The sequence below is a fragment of the Streptomyces sp. DSM 110735 genome, assembly GCF_016482685.1.
Lineage (GTDB): Bacteria > Actinomycetota > Actinomycetes > Streptomycetales > Streptomycetaceae > Streptomyces.
In genome coordinates this window covers 25,293-45,841 of sequence record NZ_JACYHF010000024.1, presented here as the reverse complement: position 1 = coordinate 45,841, position 20,549 = coordinate 25,293, and the positions used below count along the sequence as shown (strand labels likewise).

The window sequence follows — 20,549 nt, the reverse complement described above, 5'->3', positions numbered from 1 at the left end:
CGGTTGGGCGTGGGTTCAGCGCCTGCCGTGCCCCCGCCCCACCGTCTCCAGCACGGCCTGCGCCATCGCCGCCTCGCCGCGCGCGTTGGGGTGCGCCGGGGCGGCGGGCGCGGCAGGCTTCAACGGCTCGATCCAGCGGTCCTCGGGCGCCTTGCACATGTCGTGCCCGACGGTGGGACCGTAGGTGTCGACGTACCCGACCCGGTTCCAGGCGGCGACCAGCCGCAGCATCAGGTTGAGCCGCTTCTCGGTGTCCCGCAGATAGCGGAAGTCGCCGCGCGCGAACGGCACGTCGGGGAAGCAGCCGGTGCCGTCGTCGGGCAGCAGATCCGGGTACCCCACGAGCAGCACCCGCGCGTGCGGCGCCCGGGCGTGGACGGCGCGCAGCACCCGGTCGATCTTCGGCGCGGTGCGTGCCACGGTGAGCGCCAACTCGTCGTACCCGGCGTCCCGGTAGGACCGCTCGCAGGGATTGCCGTCCGGCTCCGGCGCGCCGAGCCTGGCGCAGGTGGAGATGATCGAGCCGAAGCCGACGTCGTTGCCGCCGATCTGCACGGTGACGAGGTCGGTGTTCCGGGTGAGCGCGTCGAGTTGCGGCGGATTGGCTCCCTGTGCCTGCCACATCTCCGCCGTGGTCGCCCCCGAACAGCTCACGTCGACGAAGCCGTCCACCCGTGTGCGCTCCGCCACCAGCGAGGGGTAGTTCTGATCGGAGCGCGCACAACTCGCGTCCACCTGACGGGGGATGAGCGGTCCGGAGGTGTAGGAGTCCCCGAGCGCCACATAACGGACCTGCCCGTGCCCGGCATGCGCGGACGCCGGCACCACCGACCCGGCGACCAGGGCACAACCCCCCAGCGCCGCGCCCACCAGACCGACCCACTTCCGTGAAGTGCCCTGTTTCCGTGCGCGGTTCGCCATGGAGTCCTCCCCACCTGACAGCCCATCACGTGCGACCGGGTCTGTATACCGCCGGGTAGCTCCACGGTGCCAGACGCGTGAACACACTTTCCGCACACGGTGATTGACCGCCCTTCACGCTCCGGGGCACCGGCGGCACCGGCGGCACCGGCGGCACCGGCGGCATCGGCGGCACCGGCGGTGCCGTCCGCCGGGGAAGCGCGGGCGCCTCTGGCATGAGCAGGTCAGATCTGTCACGCTTGCCCCGGCCGCCCCCTCCTCACCGAGGGGGCACCCCGCACGGCCATCGCGCAGCCCCACCCCACGGCCGCGCCGGCGCACTCCGGCCGGACTCGGTCATCGGCAGGCCGAAACCCCGGCCTTCGCAAAGGAGTAGCGTGTGAGATCCACCCCCCACAAGGCGCTCGGCGGGCTCGCCCTCGCCGCCCTGATCGCCTTCTCCCTGCCCGCGGGTTCCGCCGTCGCCCGCCCCGCCGAGGCCACGGCGGTCGCCGCCTGCACCCCGGCCCAGGTCGTCGGCAACGGCGGATTCGAGAGCGGCACCTCGCCCTGGACCCAGTCCTCCAGCAGCCTGATCACCAGCCGTACCGGCCAGAGCGCGCACGGCGGTTCCGCCTTCGCCTGGCTCGGCGGCACCGGCGCCACCCGCACCGACACGCTCACCCAGAGCGTCACGGTCCCCAGCGGCTGCGGCAGCGCCACCCTCAGCTTCTATCTGCACGTCGACACCGCCGAGACCACCTCCTCCACCGCCTACGACAAACTGACGGTGAAGCTCGGCGGCACCACCCTCGCGAGCTACTCCAACCTCGACCACGCCACCGGCTACGTCCGCGAGACCGTCGACGTGTCCTCGTACGCGGGCCGCACCGTCGACCTCGCCTTCACCGGCACCGAGGACTCCAGCCTGAAGACCAGCTTCGTCCTCGACGACGTCGCCCTCGACACCGCCGACACCACCACCCCGCCCGCGGGCGACACCGTCCGCACCCCGGCCGCGCCCGACTACACCGTCAGCCTCAGCAGCGACAGCACCGGCACCGTGTGGAACGGGCACGAGAGCGCGACCTTCACCAACGCCTCGTCCGACGCGCTCGGCGAGGTCTACCTGAGGCTCTGGGACAACTACCACGGCACCTGCTCCGCCCCGCCCGTCAAGGTCGGCAACGTCACCGGCGGCACCGCGGGCGACCTCACCGTGGCCTGCACCGCGCTGAAGATCACGCTCCCGCAGCCGCTCGCCAAGGGCCAGTCCGCCACCATCGGCTTCGACCTCGGCATCACCGTGCCCGACGGCGCCGACCGCTTCGGCCACGACGGCGCCTTCAGCTTCATCGGCAACGCGCTGCCCGTCCTCGCCGTACGCGACGGCTCCGGCTGGCACCTGGACCCGTACACCAACAACGGCGAGTCCTTCTACTCGCTCGCCGCCGACTTCAAGGTCACCCTCGACCACCCCAGCTCCCTGCTGGTCCCCGCCACCGGCACCTCCACCGACACCCCCGGCACGAGCGGTCGTACGGTCACCACCGCCACCGCCTCGAAGGTGCGTGACTTCGCCTGGGCGGCCGGTCCGTTCAGCAAGATCTCCGGTACCTCGCCCGGCGGCGTCCCGGTGAACGTCTACTCCGTCTCCGGGATCAGTTCCTCCAGCGCCCAGTCGATGCTCAGCACCGCCAAGAGCGCCGTCGACGCCCACGCGGGCCGCTTCGGGGCGTACCCCTACGGCGAGCTGGACGCGGTCATCGACAACAACTTCTGGTTCGGCGGCATGGAGTACCCCGGCTTCGTCCTCGACCTGGTCTCCACCAACGCCCTCACCCACGAGATCGGCCACCAGTGGTGGTACGGCATCGTCGGCGACGACGAGTACAACAGCCCCTGGCTGGACGAGTCCTTCACCGACTACGCCACCGACCTCGCCCAGGGCAAGACCGGCTCGGGCTGCTGGAGCAGCGTCTCCTGGGCGTCCAGCGCCGAGAAGATCACCAACTCGATGGCCTACTGGGACGCCCACTCCTCGCGCTACTCCACCGTCGTCTACGGCTACGGCAAGTGCGCCCTGCACGACCTGCGCCGCCTGATCGGCGACACCGCCATGACCAAGCTGCTCAAGGACTACGCGACCGCCCACTGGTACGGCGTCTCCACCACCGCCGAGTTCAAGGCAGCCGCCCAGGCGGCCACGAGCACCGACCTCACCTCCTTCTGGACCCAGCACCGCATCGACGGCTGACCCGCCGCCGCCTGGCCGGAACCGCCCCCGGCCGGGCGCCCGCCGGTCCACCCACATGGCCCAACCCCGGCCCGGTCACGCCTTCGCCCGGCCCAACCCGGCGTGCGCCACGCCCCGATGCCGGGTCAGATGGATCTCGTGCGAAGCGACATACATCTCCTCCGCGGCCGCAGCTCACGCCTGTGCCTCACCGGCGTCCTCTCCGGCCTTCTCCTCTTCCTGTCGCCCCCCGCCGCCGTGTCCGACTCCGGGTGGGGCGTCCTTCCACGGGGCAGCGCCTACATGGGCGTGGGCGTCCGCGCCCACGAGCGCGGCACCGCGTGGTCCGAGGACCGCGCCCTGGCCCCCCGGGCGACCCACACCGAGGGCGTGGACGTCTCCAGCCACCAGGGCAACGTCGCGTGGACCACCCTGTGGAACGCGGGCACCCGCTGGGCCTACACCAAGGCGACGGAGGGGACGTACTACAAGAACCCCTACTTCACCCAGCAGTACAACGGCCCCTACAACGCGGGCATGATCCGCGGCTCGTACCACTTCGCGACCCCCGACACCACCAGCGGCAAGACGCAGGCCGACTACTTCGTCGACCACGGCGGCGGCTGGTCCGCCGACGGGCGGACCCTGCCCGGGGTGCTCGACATCGAGTGGAACCCCTACGGCGCCTCCTGCTACGGCAAGTCCAAGAGCGGCATGGTGACCTGGATCCGCGACTTCCTGAACCGCTACAAGGCGCGCACCGGCCGCAGCGCCGTCGTCTACACCGCCACCGCCTGGTGGAACGAGTGCACCGGCAACTACTCCGGCTTCGGCGCCAGCCCCCTGTGGATCGCGCGCTACGCCTCCTCCGCGGGCACCCTCCCGGCAGGCTGGTCCTCGTACACCATGTGGCAGTACACCTCGACCGGCCCGACGGTCGGCGACCACGACAAGTTCAACGGCTCGACCACCAAGCTGCGGTCCTTCGCGACCGGCTGACCAGGCGTCGGTCCACGTCGCTCCTGTCACCCGCCCCGCCGACCGGCCGGACGTCACGCGTCCCGGCCGGTCACGGCGTCCGGGGCGGCTGGGTCGCGGGTGGTCCGCGCAGGGTGCTCAGCACCGCCCAGACCACCGAGACGAACGGCACGGCCACGACCGCGCCGATCACGCCCGCCACGATGCTCCCCGCGATGACCGACACGGCCACGACCAGCGGATGCAGCCGCACCGCCCAGCTCATCACCAGCGGATGCAGCACATGGCCCTCCAGTTGGCCGATCACGACGATGAGCACCAGCACCGCGATGGCCGTGAGCGGGCCCCGGGTGGCAAGGGCGACCACCGTCGCCACACCGAGCGCCACCGGCGAGCCCACCAGCGGCACGAACGCGGCGAAGAACTCGAGGAGCGTCAGCGGCAGCGCGAGCGGCACCCGCAGCGCGAACAGCGCGATGCCGACCAGTACGGCGTTGGTGGCGGCGACGATGATGATGCCGCGCGTGTACCCGGCGAACGTCCCCCACGCCGCCCGGCCCGCGCGGTCCCACACCGTGCGCGCCCCGCGCGGCAGCAGCCGGTCGCGCACCCACTCCCACAGCCGGTCCCCGGAGTGGATGAAGAAGGCGGAGGCGAACAGCGCGAGCGCCCCGCCCGTCACGACCTCCACGACCCGCCCGATCCCGGCGACCGCACTGCTCAGCAGGGCCGCCCGGTGCGTGGACAGATACCGCGTCACCTCGCCCTGGAGCGCGTTCAGCCGGTCCTGGCTCAGCCGGAACGGCGGGCGCCGCAGCCAGTCCTCGATGCGGTGCACCCCGCCCCGGAACTCGCTGCCCAACTGGGCGGACTCCCCGGCCACCGCGTTGCCCACGAGCGCCAGCAGCCCCAGCAGCAGGCACAGGCTGCCCACCATGGCGAGCGCGACGGCCAGCGGGCGCGGCATCCACCGGTCCAGCAGATCCGCTGCCGGGCGCAGCACCGAGGTGATGACCAGCGCGAGGAACAGCGCCACCGCGATGAGCTGGAAGCGGCCCAGGACGCCGAAGACGCCGTAGACCGCGATGCCGACCAGGATGAGACGCCAGGCGTAGGCGGCGGCGATCCGCAGCCAGGGGACCGTCAGCTCGGCCGCGGAGATCTTCGGCGCGGTGCGCGAGTGGGAGGGCAGCCGCACGGTGGGGGAGGCGGTCCTGCCACCGGGCGCCGGGTCGTGTGCCGGGTGACCGGATTTCCCGTGCCGTCGCCACCACCACCCCGCACCACCCACCACGCGCCCGCCTCGCCTCCGTGCCGCCGAGCCCGACCCTCGGGCACGTCCCGACCCTCGGTCACATCTAGAGAAAGGTAAGGGCAAAGCGGGAGAAACCAGACCCGCAACGCGCCTGGGCGTGCGAGGCGGTGCGCCGCTACTCCTGCGTGCGGCGGCTGTCCGCCGCGACCGCGACCTGGCGGTGGCGGCGGCCGATCCGGCGGTCGTCGGCGCGCGGGAACTCGACGGGAGCGTCGTCCAGGACCGGTCGCGCATCCGGGTGGTCCTAAACTCACGGGATTAGGACAACGGGGTGACAATCGAATGGGTTTTCCGCATGTTTTCCGGTGAATTCGGACCTTGTTCGCCGGGGTCGAGGGAAACGCCGAACCGGTTCTTCACGGCATCGGGAAAATGGACGAACATATCGTCGCATGGACATTTTGCTGGTCGCCAGCGCGTTCAACAGCCTCTGTCAACGGGTCTACGCGGAACTGTCCGATCAGGGCCACACCGTGGACGTCGTCCTCGCCACCCACGGCCCCGAACCGGTCCGCGCCGCCGTCCGCGAGACCCGCCCCGAGCTGATCGTCGCGCCCATGCTGAAGAGCGCCCTCCCCGAGGACGTGTGGCGGGAACGCACCTGTCTGATCGTGCACCCCGGACCCCCCGGAGACCGCGGTCCCTCCTCCCTGGACTGGGCGATCGCCGAGGACGCGAGCCACTGGGGCGTGACCGTCCTGCAGGCCGAGGCGGCCATGGACGCGGGCGCCATCTGGGCGTCCGAGACCTTCCCCGTGCCCGCCGTCGGCAAGAGCGACCTCTACCGCAACGAAGCCGCCGACGCCGCCGCGTCGGCCGTACACCTCGCCGTCCGCCGCTACGCCGAGGGCTCCTACAAGCCCCGCCCGCAGACCGGCGACTGGCCCGCCGTGGTCTGGCGCGACTACTTCCGCCAGGACCGCCGCCGCATCGACTGGGAGCGCGACGACACCACCACCGTCCTGCGCAAACTGCGCGGCGCCGACTCCCAGCCCGGCGTCCTCGACGAACTCCTCGGCCGCGAGGTCTTCCTGCACGGCGGCCACCCCGAGGACCAACTGCACGGCCGCCCGGGCGACTTGCTCGCCACCCGCAACGGCGCCGTCTGCCGCGCCACCCGCGACGGCGCCGTGTGGATCCCCGAGCTGCGCCCCCGCAAGAGCAGCGGCGACCCGGCGCCCTTCCGCCGCCCCGCCGCCTCCGTCCTCGCCTCCTGGGCCCCCGAGTACGCGGCGTCGCTCCCCGAGTCGACCGTCCCCCTCGAACTCCCCGGCGACCGGCGCACCTGGACCGACATCCGCTACCGGCAACGCGGCGACACCGGCTTCCTGAGCTTCGCCTTCCCCGGCGGCGCCATGAGCACCGACCAGTGCCGCCGCCTGCTCGCCGCCTACGAGTACGCCCTCGCCCGGCCCACCCCGGTGCTCGTCCTCGGCGGCGACCGGGACTTCTTCTCCAACGGCATCCACCTCAACGTCATCGAGGGCGCCGCCGACCCCGGCGCGGAGTCCCGGGACAACCTCGGCGCCATGGACGACCTCGTGGAAGCCGTCCTGCGCACCACCGACCGGCTGGTCGTCGCCGCGCTCGCCGGGAACGCCGCAGCCGGGGGCGCCATGCTCGCCCTCGCCGCCGACGAGGTGTGGTGCCGCACCGGCGCCGTCCTCAACCCGCACTACCGGCGGATGGGTCTGTACGGCTCCGAGTACTGGACCTACAGCCTCCCGCGCCGCGTCGGCGAGGTCACCGCGCACCGCCTGACCACCGAGGCGCTGCCGGTCAGCGCCGAACACGCCGCCCGGCTCGGTCTCGTGGACCGCCTGGTGCCCGCCGGCGCCGGGGAGTTCGCCCCCACCGTCGCGACCATGGCCGCCGACCTCGCCGCGAGCCCCGGTCTCGCCGCCCGCATCACCGCCAAGGCCGCCGCCCGCCGCGCCGAGGAGGAGAAGCGCCCGCTCGCGGAGTACCGGCGCGACGAACTCGCCCGGATGCACGCCCTGTTCGACGACCCCACCGCGCCGTACCACGCCCTGCGCTCCGCGTTCGTCCGCAAGCAGCCCTCCGCCTCCGTACGGCCGCTCGCCACCGGCACCGGGGAGGAATCGTGAGCGGCGACACCGGGAGACTGCTCGTGGCCGGGGTCGGCAACATCTTCCTCGGCGACGACGCCTTCGGACCCGAGGTGATCCGCGCCCTGGAACAGCGCCCGCTGCCCGCCGGGGTCACCGTGCGGGACTTCGGCATCCGGGGCATGGACCTCGCCTACACCCTGCTCGACGGCTGCGCGACCGCCGTCCTGGTCGACACCGCGCACCGCGGACATCCGCCCGGCACCCTCTCCCTGATCGAAGCCGAGCCCCCGGACGCCGCCACCGTGCCCGAGGCGCACGGCATGGACCCGCAGAAGGTACTCGCCCTCGCCGCCCACCTCGGCGACGAACCGCTGCCCCGCGTCCTCGTCCTCGCCTGCGAGCCCGCCGTGCTCCCGCGCGGCGACGAGGACATCGCCCCCGGGCTCAGCGAACCCGTGCGCGAGGCCGTCGCCCGGGCCGTCGACGCGCTGCACGTTCTCGTGCCCGTCCTGCTGGCCGACCCCGCCGCACCCCCGCCCCCGTTGGGCCGCCCGATGGAATCCGGGACCCCGCACGCGGCTGCGCTGCCCGCCCTCGCGGCCGACGGCGCCGAAGATCGGTGAGAGCCCGGGCCGTGCCCGACACGGCCCGGCGACCGTTCTTCCCGCCACCCGAGGAGCTGCGCCATGTGCGAGGCCGATCTCAGACAGGCCGTCCTGGCCAAGAACGACGACCTCGCCGCGCGCCTGCGCGACGACCTCGCCCGGCAGGGCGTCACCGTCGTCAACCTGCTCTCCAGCCCCGGCAGCGGCAAGACCGAACTCCTCGGCCGCGTCCTCGCCCGCGCCGTCGAACGGGGCGTCCCGGTCGCCGCCCTCACCGCCGACCTCGCCACCGAGAACGACGCCGTACGCCTCGCCCGCTCCGGCGCCCCCGTCCAGCAGCTCCTCACCGACGGGCTGTGCCACCTGGAGGCAGCCCAGGTCCGCGACCGGCTCACCGGCTGGCTCCCCGAGGACACCCGCGCGCTCTTCGTCGAGAACGTCGGCAACCTCGTCTGCCCCGCCTCCTACGACCTCGGCGAAACCCTGCGCATCGCCCTCATGGCCGTCACCGAGGGCGAGGACAAGCCGCTGAAGTACCCCACCGCCTTCGGCTCCGCCCACCTCGTCGTCATCACCAAGACCGACCTCGCGGAGCCGGCCGGCTTCGACGAGGACGCCTTCCGCGCGAACGTCCACCGGGTCAACCCTGGGGTGGAGATCGTCCGCTCGTGCGCCCGCAGCGGGGACGGGGTGGACACGCTGCTCGAGTACGTGCTCGCGGCGCCCGACGCGGTGCTCCACCAGCCGCCCCTGGCACCCGGACCGCACGGGCACGGGCACAGCCACGGACCCGACGCGGCGCACAGCCACGCACACGACGCGGCACACAGCCACAGCCCCGCCACCGCCGCCGCGCCCCGTTCATGACCGCCCCGGCGACCGGTACGGTCCGCCGACGCCTCACCGTGCGCGGCACGGTCCAGGGCGTCGGCTTCCGGCCCCATGTGCACCGGCTCGCCGACGGCCTCGCGCTCGCCGGGCACGTGAGCAACACCGGCGACGGGGTCGTCATCGAGGTCGAGGGTCCCGAGGACGGCGTCGTCCGGTTCTGCGCCCTGCTGGCCGAACAGCCGCCCCCGCTCGCCCGGGTGACCGGCATCGGCCACGAGGACCTGCCCGCCACCGGGGTCACCGGACCGTTCACGATCCGCGCCACCGACTCCGCCGAGGGCCGCACCCAGCTCCCGCCCGACACCGCCACCTGCGCCGACTGCCTGCGCGAGATCGCCGACCCCGCCGACCGCCGCCACCGGCACCCCTTCGCCACCTGCACCCACTGCGGTCCCCGCTTCACCATCGCCACCGCGATGCCCTACGACCGCGCCGCCACCACCATGGCCGGCTTCCCGATGTGCCCCGCCTGCGCCCGCGAGTACGGCGACCCCGCCGACCGGCGCTTCCACGCCCAGCCCGTCGCCTGCCCCGACTGCGGTCCCGAACTGACCCTGCTCCCGGCGCCGGGCACCCCGATCCGCCCCGCGCGCGGCGCCGACGCCCTCGCCGGGGCACGGGAACTGCTCGGCGCGGGACGGATCGTCGCCGTCAAGGGCGTCGGCGGCTACCACCTCGCCTGCGACGCCACCGACGCCGAGGCGGTCGCCACGCTGCGCCGCCGCAAGGAGCGCGGCGGCAAGGCGTTCGCGGTCATGTGCGCCGACCTCGCCACCGCCGAACGCCTCGCGGTGCTCTCCGCCGCCGAACGCGCCGCGCTCACCGATCCGGCGCGCCCCATCGTCCTGCTGCGCGCGCGGACCTCGGGCGACCGGCTCCGCCTCGCCGACGGGGTGAACCCCGGCAGCCCGCACGTGGGCGTCCTGCTGCCCTACACCCCCGCGCACACCCTGCTGTTCGGGCTCCCCGGCGATCCGCCGGGACCGCGCGCCCTCGTCATGACCAGCGGCAACCGCTCCGGCGAGCCCATCGTCACCGACGACGCCGAGGCGCTGATCCGGCTCGCCGGACTGGCCGACGCGTGGCTCACCCACGACCGTCCCGTCGCCTCGCCCTGCGACGACTCCCTGCTGCGGGTGCGCGCCGACGGCAGCACCCAGGTCCTGCGCCGCTCGCGCGGATACGTCCCGCGCCCGCTGACCCTCCCGGTGCCCGTGCGGCCCGCGCTCGCGGTCGGCGGCGACCTCAAGAACGCCCTCTGCCTCGGGGACGGCGACCAGGCGTGGTTCGGTCCGCACATCGGGGACATGGGCGACCTCGCCACCCTGGAGGCGGCCCGCCGCGCCGAGACCCACCTCGCGACCCTCACCGGCGTGACCCCGGCGCTCGTCGCCGCCGACCGGCACCCCGGCTACCACTCCACCGCGTGGGCCCGCCGCCGCGCCGCCGAAGCCGCCCTGCCGGAACCGGCGCTGGTCCAGCACCACCACGCCCACATCGCCTCCGCCATGGCCGAACACGGGCTCGACGGCACCACCCCCGTCATCGGCGTCGCCTTCGACGGCACCGGGTACGGCGACGACGGCACCGTGTGGGGCGGCGAGATCCTGCTCGCCGACTACACCGGACACCGCCGCCTGGCCCACCTCGCCCCCGCCCCGCTGCCCGGCGGCGACGCGGGCGTGGCCAACCCCTGCCGCCTCGCGCTGGCGCGGCTGTGGGCGGCGGGGCTTGAGTGGACGCCGGACCTGCCGAGCGTCCTGGCCTGCACACCGGACGAACTCGGCGTGCTCAGACAGCAGTTGACGCGGCAGGTGAACTGCGTGCCGACCTCCAGCATGGGCCGCCTCTTCGACGCCGTGTCGTCCCTCGTCGGCGCCTGCCATCGCGCCGGACACGAGGCGCAGGCGGCGCTGGCGCTGGAGGCACTCGCGACCAGGGCCCGCGACGCGGACCCGGTGGCGTACCCCTTCGGCTTCACGGCGGACCCGCCGGACGGCTGGCGGATGGACCCCGCGCCGCTGCTCGGCGCCCTGGTCGAGGACGTGCGCCGGGGTGTCCCCGCACCGGTCATGGCCGCCCGCTTCCACCGGGGCGTGGCCCGCGCGGTCGCCGAGGTGTGCCGCCGCGTCCGTACCGCCACCGGGCTGACCACCACCGCCCTCACCGGGGGCGTCTTCGCCAACGCCCTGCTGGAGGAGGAGAGCGCCGCCCTGCTCACGGCGGACGGCTTCACCGTCCTGCGCCACGGCGAGGTGCCGCCGGGCGACGGCGGACTGGCGCTCGGACAGCTCATGGTCGCCGCGCACACGGCACGGCCATGACGAGCCCGCTGACCCGCGGCTCGGCACACGACGACGAGACGGAGTGACCCATGTGTCTTGCAGTGCCCGGCAAGGTCGTGGCCATCGACGATGGCGCCGACCCGCGCACCGGGCTGATCGACTTCGGCGGGGTCCAGAAGCAGGCGTGTCTGGAATACCTCCCCGACGTCCAGGTGGGGGAGTACGTCATCGTCCACGTCGGCTTCGCCCTCCAGAAGCTCGACGAGGAGTCCGCGCGCGCCTCGCTCGAACTCTTCGAGCAACTCGGTCTGCTGGAAGAGGAGTTCGGGGACGCCTGGCAGCAGGCGGAGCGGCAGGGAAGCGGGAGCGAGAACCGGTGAAGTACATCGAGGAGTTCAACGACCCGGCGCTGGCCCGCCGTCTGCTGGACGAGATCCGCGCCACCGCCACCCGTCCCTGGGCCCTGATGGAGGTCTGCGGCGGTCAGACCCACTCCATCATCCGGCACGGCATCGACCAACTCCTGCCCGAAGAGGTCGAGTTGATCCACGGTCCGGGCTGCCCGGTGTGCGTCACCCCGCTCGACGTCATCGACAAGGCGCTCGCCGTCGCCGCCCGCCCCGATGTGATCTTCTGCTCCTTCGGCGACATGCTGCGCGTGCCCGGCACCGACCGCGACCTGTTCCGGGTCAAGGGCGAGGGCGGTGACGTGCGCGTGGTCTACTCCCCGCTCGACGCGCTCGACCTCGCGCGCCGCAACCCCGAGCGCCAAGTGGTGTTCTTCGCCATCGGGTTCGAGACCACCGCGCCCGCCAACGCCATGGCCGTCCACCAGGCCCGCCGCCTCGGTCTGGACAACTTCAGCCTGCTGGTCTCCCACGTGCGGGTTCCCCCCGCCATCGAGGCGATCATGACCGCCCCCGAGTGCCGGGTGCAGGGTTTCCTCGCCGCCGGGCACGTGTGCAGCGTGATGGGCACCGAGGAGTACCCGGAACTCGCCGCACGGCACAAGGTGCCCATGGTCGTCACCGGCTTCGAACCCCTCGACATCCTGGAGGGCATCCGGCGCGCCGTCCACCAACTGGAGCGCGGCGAGCACCGGGTGGAGAACGCCTACGCCCGCGCCGTGCGCGAGGAGGGCAACCCCGCCGCCCGGCGCATGATCGAGGAGGTCTTCGAGGTCACCGACCGCAACTGGCGCGGCATCGGCCGCATCCCGGCCAGCGGCTGGCGGCTGTCCGAGGCGTTCCGCGCGTACGACGCCGAGCACCGCTTCGACGTCACCGGCATCCGCACCGAGGAACCCGCCGTCTGCCGGGCCGGAGAGGTCCTCCAGGGACTCATCAAACCCACCGCGTGCGAGGCGTTCGGCACCGCCTGCACCCCGCGCACCCCGCTCGGCGCCACCATGGTCTCCAACGAGGGCGCCTGCGCCGCGTACTACCTGTACCGGCGGATGGCAGGCAGCCCGGCGTCGCCCGGCTCGCGCATCCCCCGAGAGGAGATGAACCCCGTTGGCTGACCTCGCCGCGGAAACACCCGTCGACCCCGCCAACTGGTCCTGCCCCGCCCCCCTGCGCGACCAGGGCGTCGTCGTCATGGGCCACGGCGGAGGCGGCGCCCTCTCCGCCGAGCTGATGGAGCAGGTCTTCGCCCCGGCCTACGGCAACCCCGTCCTGGCGGCGCTCACCGACTCCGCCGTCCTCCAACTCGGCGGCGCCCGGCTCGCGTTCTCCACCGACTCCTACGTGGTGCGCCCGCTGTTCTTCCCCGGCGGCTGCCTCGGCGACCTCGCGGTCAACGGCACCGTCAACGACCTCGCGATGAGCGGGGCTCAACCCGCCTATCTGTCCACCGCGTTCGTCCTGGAGGAGGGCGTCACGCTCGACGTCGTCGCGCGGATCGCCCGCGCCGTCGGCAGCGCCGCAGAGGCTGCCGGGGTCACCGTCGCCACCGGCGACACCAAGGTGGTCGAGTCCGGACACGGCGACGGCGTCTACGTCACCACCGCCGGGGTCGGTCTCGTCCCCGACGGCGTCGACATCCGCCCCCAGCGCGCCCGCCCCGGCGACGCGGTGATCGTCAGCGGACCCATCGGGCTCCACGGAGTCGCCGTGATGAGCGTGCGCGAGGGACTGGAGTTCGGCGTCGAGATCGCCTCCGACACCGCGCCGCTCGCCGGACTCGTCGCCGCCATGCTCGGCGTCACCTCGGACCTGCACGTCCTGCGCGACCCCACCCGGGGCGGACTCGGCGCCGCCCTCAACGAGATCGCCCGCGCCTCCGGAACCGGCGTACGCCTCACCGAGCGCGCCGTACCCGTGCCCGACGAGGTGGCCAACGCCTGCGGCTTCCTCGGACTCGACCCGTTCTACGTCGCCAACGAGGGCAGGCTCGTCGCCTTCGTGTCCCGCGAGCACGCCGACGCCGTGCTCGCCGCGATGCGCGCCCACCCGCAGGGCACCGGAGCCGCGCTGATCGGGGAGTGCGTCGCCGAACACCCCGGAATGGTCACCGTCGCCACGGGACTCGGCGGCACCCGGGTCCTCGACCTGCCGCTCGGGGAGCAGTTGCCGCGCATCTGCTGAGCGCGGCGCGCGAGAGACCCGCGCCACGCGGAGAGGGGCCCGCCGGACAACGGCGGGCCCCTCTCCGCGTTCGGCACCTCAGGGCACCGGCTCCACCGCAGTGATCTCCAACTCCCGCCCGCTGCGCAGATCCTGGGAGGGACGGTCGCAGCGCGGGCACCAGAAGAACGGCGGCATGCCCACCGCGAACTCCTCGACGCACGCCCCGCACCACGCCACCGCGGTCACCTGCTCCACCACGAGCCGGGCTGAGGAGAGGGCGGTGCCGTCGCGTGCCACCTCGAAGGCGAAGCACAGCGCGTCCGGCACCACCCCGGACAGCTCACCGACCCGGACCGTCACCGAGGAGACGTCCCCGCCGCCGTCGGCGCGGGCGATCTCCCCGGCGCGCTCCACGATCGCGGACGCGATCGACAGTTCGTGCACGGCGGACTCACGGGTACCGGCGACCGGCGCCCAGGCCCCCGGTCATCCGGTAGATCTTCAGCTCCCGCACCATGCCCGGGACCTCCTTGACGAGCAGGAGCAGCGTCAGCCCGGCCAGCAGGGCGGCCTGTGCGATCAGCACCTGCTTCCCCGAGATCAGGGGCTCCGCCGAGTCCTTCACTCCGACGTGCTTCATGGCACTCACTCGCCTCTCTCTCATCCCGGGGGAATGTTCGGCATGACGTCGAGAAGCGCGTCGTGCCGCTTGGTGCGGACCCCCGTGGAGCGGCGCGCGTCGGCGGTGCCGTCCTCGTGGTGCCCGGTCTGCTCCTGGTAGGGACCCTCGTTGCCCTGGTGCAGGCCCGGCACATGCGTCGGCGTGTCCGGTTTGACCTGCGGGCGACCCACTCTGATCCTGCCCATGACGAATCTCCTCTCTGGGCTTCACGAACGCTCGGTCAGCTCCGTGAAGAACCGTTCGACGGCCGGCCAGACCCGGCCGCCGCCGGACAGCCCCCGCCACTCCTCGCGGACCAGGGCGACCATCCGGAAGCAGTCGTCGATCGGTACGATCCAGTGTTCCTCGTGTCCGCGCACCGTGTTGATCAGCAGCGCCTCCACGTCGGGCACCATCCCGGCCAGCGGCGGAGCGGACTCGGCCAGCCCGCGCCAGGCGGACGCGTCGATCTCCCAGCGCATCGCCCCGGCCGGACTCGGACCCTCGGCGGTCACCGAGCCGTCGGAGCGGGGCACGAAGAACACCAGACCCACCGGTACACCGAGGACCGCCGTGTCGACCGGCGCCAGCCGCACCCGACGGCGGGGCACGAGCCGGTACCGGCCCCCGCCCGCGCCGCCGTCGGCGAACAGCACCGAACAGGGACCGCACACACAGCGCAGCCCGTCGGCCTCCGCCTCGTACAGATGGGCGTGCTCCTCGGCGACCGGCGCCGCGCACAGCTCGCACGCCTCGGCCGCTGCCGTACGGCCCGCCGCCGCGCCCGAGCGGACGACCCGGGCCAGCGCCCCGCTCACCGCGCTCCCTGCGCCGCGCCCCGAAGGGTGAGCGTGGCCAGCGGGACGAACGCGGGCGGGGAGGTCCGCTCGGGGGTGACCGCCTCCACCCGTGTCAGCTCGGGCGCGGCGGCCAGCACCGCCGCGCGGACCACCTCGGTCACGTCGGGGGAGTCCGCACCGCACCCGGCGCCGCAGCCACCGCCGCCCGGGTCCACCCGGACCCGCGCCACACCGCCCTCGACGCCCTGCCACTCCAGGTCGCCGCCGCGCTTGCGCACGGCGGGACGCAGCCGCTCGACCGCGCGCTCGGCCCGCCGCTCCGGCGGCTCGGGGTGGAGGGAGTGCAGCACGAGCAGATGCGCCAGCAGCTCGTCCTCGGCCAGACGGTCGCGCAGCGCGTCGTCCGCGTGGTCCAGGACGCGGGCCAGCGCCTCGCCGTAGACCTCGGTGAGCAGTCCCACCGCGCCCAGCGCCTCGCGGGCGGTGTCGCCGGAGTCCGACTCCAGGGCGCCCAGCACGTCGTCGAGGTGCGCCAGGCGCGCCTCCACCGCCGGGTCGTCGAGGCGGGCACCCTCAGCCATGGTTCGCCCCGTAGGTGGGCGAGTGCACGACGTCCAGCGTCTTGCCCTTGCCCATGTACATGTGGACGCCGCACGGCAGACAGGGGTCGAAGCTGCGCACGGTGCGCATGATGTCGACGCCCTTGAAGTCGTCGGGTCCGTTCTCCTCGAAGATCGGCTGACCCTGCACCGCGTCCTCGTACGGACCCGGCGTGCCGTAGATGTCGCGGGGGCTCGCGTTCCACGGGGTCGGCGGGTACGGGTGGTAGTTGGCGATCTTCTTGTCCTTGATCACCAGGTGGTGCGAGAGCACCCCGCGCACGGCCTCGTGGAAGCCGCAGCCGATCGCCTCGTCCGGGACCTCGAAGTCCTGGAACACCTTGGTCTCGCCCGCGCGCATCAGCTCCATGGACTCCTCCAGGAACTGCAGGGCCATCGCGGCGGCGTACGCGACGAAGTACGGCCGCGCGCGGTCGCGTTCGATGGTGTTGCTCCACTTCGGGATGGACCACTCCAGCGTGGTCTCCGGAAGCGACTCGCCCTTGGGGAGCTGGATGCGCACCTTGCCGTTCGCCGCCTTGACGTACCGGGTGTCGACCAGACCGCTCAGCGCGGTCGACCACAGGCGCGCGAGCGGACCGCCGCCGGTGTCGAGCGCGAGGTGCTTGTCGGTCTCCTTGTGGTACCAGCGCGGGCTCATGACCCAGCTGTAGTTCCCCTCGAAATCCCGCTTCTGCGGCACCGGGACGGTCGTCTGGTTCCACGGGTGGCGCATGTCGACCGGGTTGCCCAGCGGGTCGTGGGTGACGAAGGGCTGCTCGTTGACCCAGTCGTCGTAGTACGAGCTGCCGAGCATGATGCGGATGCCCAGGTTGATGTCGATGAGGTTGTTGGTGACCAGCTCGCCGTCGACGATGACGCCCGGGGTGACGTACATCGCCTTGCCCCACTCGTTCATCGACGCGTAGCGGTAGTCGACGACCGCCGGGTCCTGCCAGGCGCCCCAGCAGCCGAGCAGGATGCGACGCCGCCCGACCTCCTCGTAGCCCGGCAGCGCCTCGTAGAAGAAGTCGAAGACGTCGTCGTTCATCGCGACGGCCTTCTTGATGAAGTCGATGATGTGCATCAGCCGGCTGAGGTAGTCCGTGAAGACGCTCGGCTGCGGCATCGTGCCGACACCGCCCGGGTAGAGCGTGGAGGGGTGGACGTGCCGTCCCTCCATGAGGCAGAACATCTCCCGGGTGACGCGGCTGACGCGCAGTGCCTCCTTGTAGACCTCGCCCTCGAAGGGGTTGAACGCCTTCATGATGTCGGCGATGGTCCTGAAGCCGTGGATCTCCCCGCGCGGGGCGTCGGTGCGCTCGGCGCGGGCCAGCAGACCGGGGTTGGTCGCCTTGACCATGGCCTCGCAGAAGTCCACGAACACCAGGTTGTCCTGGAAGATCGTGTGGTCGAACATGTACTCGGCCGCCTCGCCGAGGTTGGTGATGTGCTCCGCCATCGGCGGCGGCTTGATGCCGTACGCCATCTGCTGGGCGTAGTTGGAGCACGTGGTGTGGTTGTCGCCGCAGATGCCGCAGATGCGCGAGGTGATGAACCCGGCGTCGCGCGGGTCCTTCCCCTTCATGAACACCGAGTAGCCGCGGAACAGCGACGAGGTGCTGTGGCACTCGGCGACTTCCCGGTTGGCGAAGTCGATCTTCGTGTAGATGCCCAGGTTGCCGATGATCCGGGTGATCGGATCCCACGACATGTCCACGAGCTGGGCCGGTTTGCGTCCCGTCGGCCGGGATTCGGTGGTCGTCATCTGCGGTGCTGCCCTCGCTGTCGGAGTTCGGCGGGTGGGGGTGGGGCTGGGGGCGGGAGGCGGATCACGGTCCCGGCGCCCTCAGGGGCGCCAGTACGGGTCGTAACCGCTGGTCAGCTTGCGCTTCTTGCCGCGCCACTTGGGTTCGTGGTTGACCATCTCGTTGGTCAGTCCGCGCAGTCGGCGCACCACGGCGCCGTACGGCTTGATGACCAGGGAGGACAGGGTGCCGCCGGGCGGCTCGTCCATGAACGGCATGAACGCGTCCGGGAAGCCCGGCATCGTGCAGCCGATGCAGATGCCGCCGACGTTGGGGCAGCCGCCGATGCCGGCCATCCAGCCCCGCTTGGGCACGTTGCAGTTGACCACGGGACCCCAGCAGCCGGTCTTCACCAGGCACTTGGGGGAGTTGTAGTCCAGACCGAAGTCGCCCTGCTCGTAGTACGAGCCCCGGTCGCAGCCCTCGTGCACGGTCTTGCCGAACAGCCACTGCGGCCGCAGCATGTGGTCCAGCGGGGGCGGCGGTGCCGTTCCCGCCGCGGTCTGGAGCACCCAGACCAGGACCTCCATGAAGTTCTCCGGCTGGATCGGACAGCCCGGCACGTTGACGATCGGCAGCCCCGCCTGCGACGTGTAGTCCCAGCCGAGGTAGTCGGCCAGACCCATCGCGCCGGTCGGGTTGCCCGCCATGCCGTGGATGCCGCCGTAGGTGGCGCACGTTCCCGCGGCGACCACCGCCCACGCCTTCGGCGCGAGCTGGTCGATCCACCAGTTGATGGTCTGCGGCTGCCCGGTCTTCGGGTCGTTGCCGAACGACGTCCAGAAGCCGTCGCCCTCGATGATCTCCTGGTTGGGGACCGACCCCTCGATGACGAGGATGAACGGGGTGTCCAGCTCGCCGCGCGCCGCCGCCCGGTAGGGCGCGAGGAAGTCCTCGCCGCCCAGGCTCGGCGAGAGCACCTTGTTGACCAGGTTGACCTTGGGCAGACCGGGGATCACGCCGAGGACGACGTCCTCGATGGAGGGCTGCATGGCCGCCGTCAGCGAGACGGTGTCGCCGTCGCAGCTCATCCCCTCCGAGATCCACAGGATGGTGATCTCGTCTATGCCCTCGTGCGCCTCGGAGTGGGCGAGGCGTTCACGGGCTGCGGTGGTGTGGCTCTCGGTGGTCATGTCGCCTGCCTTCGCTGCGGTCGGGGGTCGCCGAGGGGCTCGACCTCGTCGGGTCGGAAGTAGTGGAATCGGCCGTACCAGCCGTGCAGTTCGGCCGCCGGATCGTCGTCTACGGTCACCGCGAGATGCGTGCTGCCGTCCACGTCGTGGAAGACGGCGGACACCCGCGCCGTCCGCCCCTCCAGGAACATGTCCTGGGCGTCGGAGCCCCGCTTGCGCGGGCGCAGCCGCACCGGGCTGCCGCCGCCGAGTTCCACCCCGTCCACGAGCACCGTGTCGGTCGTCGGGGACAGCCCGTCGTCACCGCCCTCCTGCCACCAGGCGGGACGTGCGCCCGCCGGACCGGGAGCCTCGGCGGGCGGGGACGGCTCGCCCGTGGACGCCGGTGTCACCGGGGAGACCGGGGACAGTGAGCGGATGGCGCCGTGCAGCCGGGAGAAGACCTCCTGGGGCATGGTGTCCACGCGGTCGAGGATGCGCGCGGCGCGCGGGTCGGTGGCCCGCGCCTCGGCCTTCTCCTCGTCGGTCAGCAGCATCGTGCGCAGCGTCAGGATCTCGTCGATCTCCGCCGCGTCGTGCAGATCGCCCGGACTCTCCGGCGCCACCTGCGGATGGTCGGGCAGGATGATGGGGGAGGAGAGCAGCACCGGACCCGTGCAGCCGTCGTCCGCGCCGTCGGACTCGGGCGCGGGTCCGCCGAGCACCGGGAACGTGAAGGCGTTGCGGCAGCCGCGGGTCTGCGCGCGCAGCGCCTCCGGCGGGTCGATGAGCGAGACGAACTCCAGCCCCGTACCGCCGAGCAGGGTGTGCGCGGCGAGCAGCGCGTGCCGCAGCACCTCGCCGCGCGCGCCGCCGGACTCCGGGGACCGCCCGGTGTTCTCGGTGCGCACGCACACCCGGTAGAGACCGTCCGCGAGCTGTTCTGCCCCGGCCGTGGTGCGCGCCCGTACCGCCTCGCGGGTGCGGACGATCCGGCCCGCGCCCTTGGACAGTTCCTCCGTCTCGCGAGCGGCGGGCGCGCCCGTCGGCGCCGTGCACACGCCGCGCAGCAGGTCCGCCAGCGGCCAGACCAGGTCCACCTCCTGCGGTACGGCCTCGTCGAAGCTCAACTGGACCCCGCCGTCCGCCGTCAGCAGGGACTCGACCGGGCGGTGCCCGCTGTCGCCGTCGGCCGCCTCGACCTGCTTGCGCTGCATCTGGAGGTAGCGCACCCGCACCCGGAGCGCCGCGGCCGGTCCTTCGGCGCGCACCAGGCACTCGGTGCGCTGGTACCAGGAGTCCGCCGAGCCGGAGATGCCCTCGGTGACCGGTCCGTCCGCCTCCACCCAGTCCCGGGGCGGGAGCACCCCGAACTGCCAGCGCACGCGGTTCTTGGCCGAGGAGCGGCGGTAGGGGTAGAGCAGATAGCCCTCGTAGAGGACGGCGTCGGCGACCGCGCTCATCCCGGCGAAGACGTCGGCCGCCCCGGGGTGCGGGGCGGGACCGTCACCGGGCGCGAAGGCACATGCCGTGCCGCCCTCGCCGCCGCTCGTGTCCACCATGCCGCCTCCTCGCCGTGCCGGTGCAGTGGTCCATGCCCGCAGTGGTCCATGCCTTCCACCCACCGTCACATCCGTCACACGACCTCGCCCCTTCAGGCCCACGCGGGTTGGGCCGGGCGGGTGAGCGGGCATATGCGGGCGGCGGTTTCCCGTCC

Annotated in this window: 19 protein-coding genes; 9 read left to right on the top strand and 10 right to left on the bottom strand. The window is 72.8% G+C overall.

The genetic code is table 11. The features are described 5' to 3' along the window. Positions 1-15: 15 nt before the first annotated feature. Entirely contained in the window at positions 16-921 is a 906-nt protein-coding gene (locus tag IF655_RS27040; RefSeq protein WP_199587748.1) for an SGNH/GDSL hydrolase family protein, read from the bottom strand. A gap of 379 nt (positions 922-1,300) precedes the next feature. On the opposite strand from IF655_RS27040, the gene IF655_RS27035 reads away from it, so the two are divergent. Then, positions 1,301-3,157 (top strand): M1 family metallopeptidase, encoded by a 1,857-nt coding sequence (locus tag IF655_RS27035; RefSeq protein WP_199587747.1) that lies wholly within the window; start codon positions 1,301-1,303, stop codon positions 3,155-3,157. A gap of 129 nt (positions 3,158-3,286) precedes the next feature. Further along, the gene (locus IF655_RS27030) at positions 3,287-4,135 is read left to right on the top strand and encodes a lysozyme (RefSeq protein ID WP_199587746.1); all 849 of its coding nucleotides are present in this window, start codon (positions 3,287-3,289) and stop codon (positions 4,133-4,135) included. A 70-nt stretch (positions 4,136-4,205) separates the two neighbouring features. Here IF655_RS27030 and IF655_RS27025 read toward each other — a convergent pair whose 3' ends face one another. Continuing rightward, positions 4,206-5,312: an AI-2E family transporter gene (locus IF655_RS27025; protein ID WP_199587745.1), complete on the bottom strand. Its 1,107-nt coding sequence runs from the start codon at positions 5,310-5,312 to the stop codon at positions 4,206-4,208. A gap of 509 nt (positions 5,313-5,821) precedes the next feature. Between IF655_RS27025 and IF655_RS27020 the strand changes: the two genes are divergently transcribed. The 7 genes from IF655_RS27020 (at position 5,822) to hypE (ending at position 13,870) form a co-directional block, all read left to right on the top strand. Next, positions 5,822-7,537 (top strand): hydrogenase maturation protein, encoded by a 1,716-nt coding sequence (locus tag IF655_RS27020; protein WP_199587744.1) that lies wholly within the window; start codon positions 5,822-5,824, stop codon positions 7,535-7,537. Beyond that, positions 7,534-8,124 (top strand): hydrogenase maturation protease, encoded by a 591-nt coding sequence (locus tag IF655_RS27015; RefSeq protein WP_199587743.1) that lies wholly within the window; start codon positions 7,534-7,536, stop codon positions 8,122-8,124. The genes IF655_RS27020 and IF655_RS27015 overlap by 4 nt, the downstream gene beginning before the upstream one ends. 63 nt (positions 8,125-8,187) lie before the next feature. Continuing rightward, complete coding sequence (hypB, locus tag IF655_RS27010; protein WP_199587742.1) at positions 8,188-8,973, top strand: hydrogenase nickel incorporation protein HypB; 786 nt, start codon at positions 8,188-8,190, stop codon at positions 8,971-8,973. Beyond that, positions 8,970-11,321, top strand: coding sequence for a carbamoyltransferase HypF (gene hypF / locus IF655_RS27005; RefSeq protein WP_199587741.1), 2,352 nt, complete (start codon positions 8,970-8,972; stop codon positions 11,319-11,321). Before hypB ends, hypF begins: the two co-directional genes overlap by 4 nt. 50 nt (positions 11,322-11,371) lie before the next feature. Beyond that, positions 11,372-11,662 (top strand): HypC/HybG/HupF family hydrogenase formation chaperone, encoded by a 291-nt coding sequence (locus IF655_RS27000; protein ID WP_199587740.1) that lies wholly within the window; start codon positions 11,372-11,374, stop codon positions 11,660-11,662. Beyond that, positions 11,659-12,804, top strand: a complete 1,146-nt coding sequence (gene hypD / locus IF655_RS26995) for a hydrogenase formation protein HypD (protein WP_199587739.1) — start codon at positions 11,659-11,661, stop codon at positions 12,802-12,804. Before IF655_RS27000 ends, hypD begins: the two co-directional genes overlap by 4 nt. A 76-nt stretch (positions 12,805-12,880) precedes the next feature. After that, positions 12,881-13,870 carry a hydrogenase expression/formation protein HypE gene (gene hypE / locus IF655_RS26990; protein WP_374100393.1) on the top strand — a complete coding sequence of 330 codons (990 nt, stop codon included), beginning with the start codon at positions 12,881-12,883 and terminating at the stop codon, positions 13,868-13,870. A gap of 78 nt (positions 13,871-13,948) precedes the next feature. On the opposite strand, the gene hypA is transcribed toward hypE, so the two are convergent. From hypA to IF655_RS26950, 8 genes are all read right to left on the bottom strand, one after another. Continuing rightward, positions 13,949-14,296: a hydrogenase maturation nickel metallochaperone HypA gene (gene hypA, locus IF655_RS26985; protein ID WP_199587737.1), complete on the bottom strand. Its 348-nt coding sequence runs from the start codon at positions 14,294-14,296 to the stop codon at positions 13,949-13,951. Positions 14,297-14,303: 7 nt separating this feature from the next. Beyond that, on the bottom strand, positions 14,304-14,492 hold the full coding sequence (locus tag IF655_RS26980) for a hypothetical protein (protein ID WP_199587736.1): 189 nt from the start codon (positions 14,490-14,492) through the stop codon (positions 14,304-14,306). A gap of 20 nt (positions 14,493-14,512) precedes the next feature. Next, on the bottom strand, positions 14,513-14,719 hold the full coding sequence (locus IF655_RS26975; protein ID WP_199587735.1) for a hypothetical protein: 207 nt from the start codon (positions 14,717-14,719) through the stop codon (positions 14,513-14,515). 21 nt (positions 14,720-14,740) lie between these two features. Beyond that, complete coding sequence (locus IF655_RS26970) at positions 14,741-15,331, bottom strand: DUF5947 family protein (protein WP_199587734.1); 591 nt, start codon at positions 15,329-15,331, stop codon at positions 14,741-14,743. Further along, positions 15,328-15,894, bottom strand: coding sequence for a NifU family protein (locus IF655_RS26965; RefSeq protein ID WP_199587733.1), 567 nt, complete (start codon positions 15,892-15,894; stop codon positions 15,328-15,330). The genes IF655_RS26970 and IF655_RS26965 overlap by 4 nt, the downstream gene beginning before the upstream one ends. Beyond that, positions 15,887-17,680 (bottom strand): nickel-dependent hydrogenase large subunit, encoded by a 1,794-nt coding sequence (locus IF655_RS26960; protein WP_199587732.1) that lies wholly within the window; start codon positions 17,678-17,680, stop codon positions 15,887-15,889. The genes IF655_RS26965 and IF655_RS26960 overlap by 8 nt, the downstream gene beginning before the upstream one ends. Positions 17,681-17,761: 81 nt before the next feature. Continuing rightward, entirely contained in the window at positions 17,762-18,853 is a 1,092-nt protein-coding gene (locus IF655_RS26955; RefSeq protein WP_199587731.1) for a hydrogenase expression protein HypE, read from the bottom strand. Continuing rightward, a complete protein-coding gene (locus IF655_RS26950) occupies positions 18,850-20,394 on the bottom strand; it encodes a hypothetical protein (protein WP_199587730.1) in 1,545 nt (514 codons plus the stop codon). Before IF655_RS26950 ends, IF655_RS26955 begins: the two co-directional genes overlap by 4 nt. Positions 20,395-20,549: the final 155 nt, after the last annotated feature.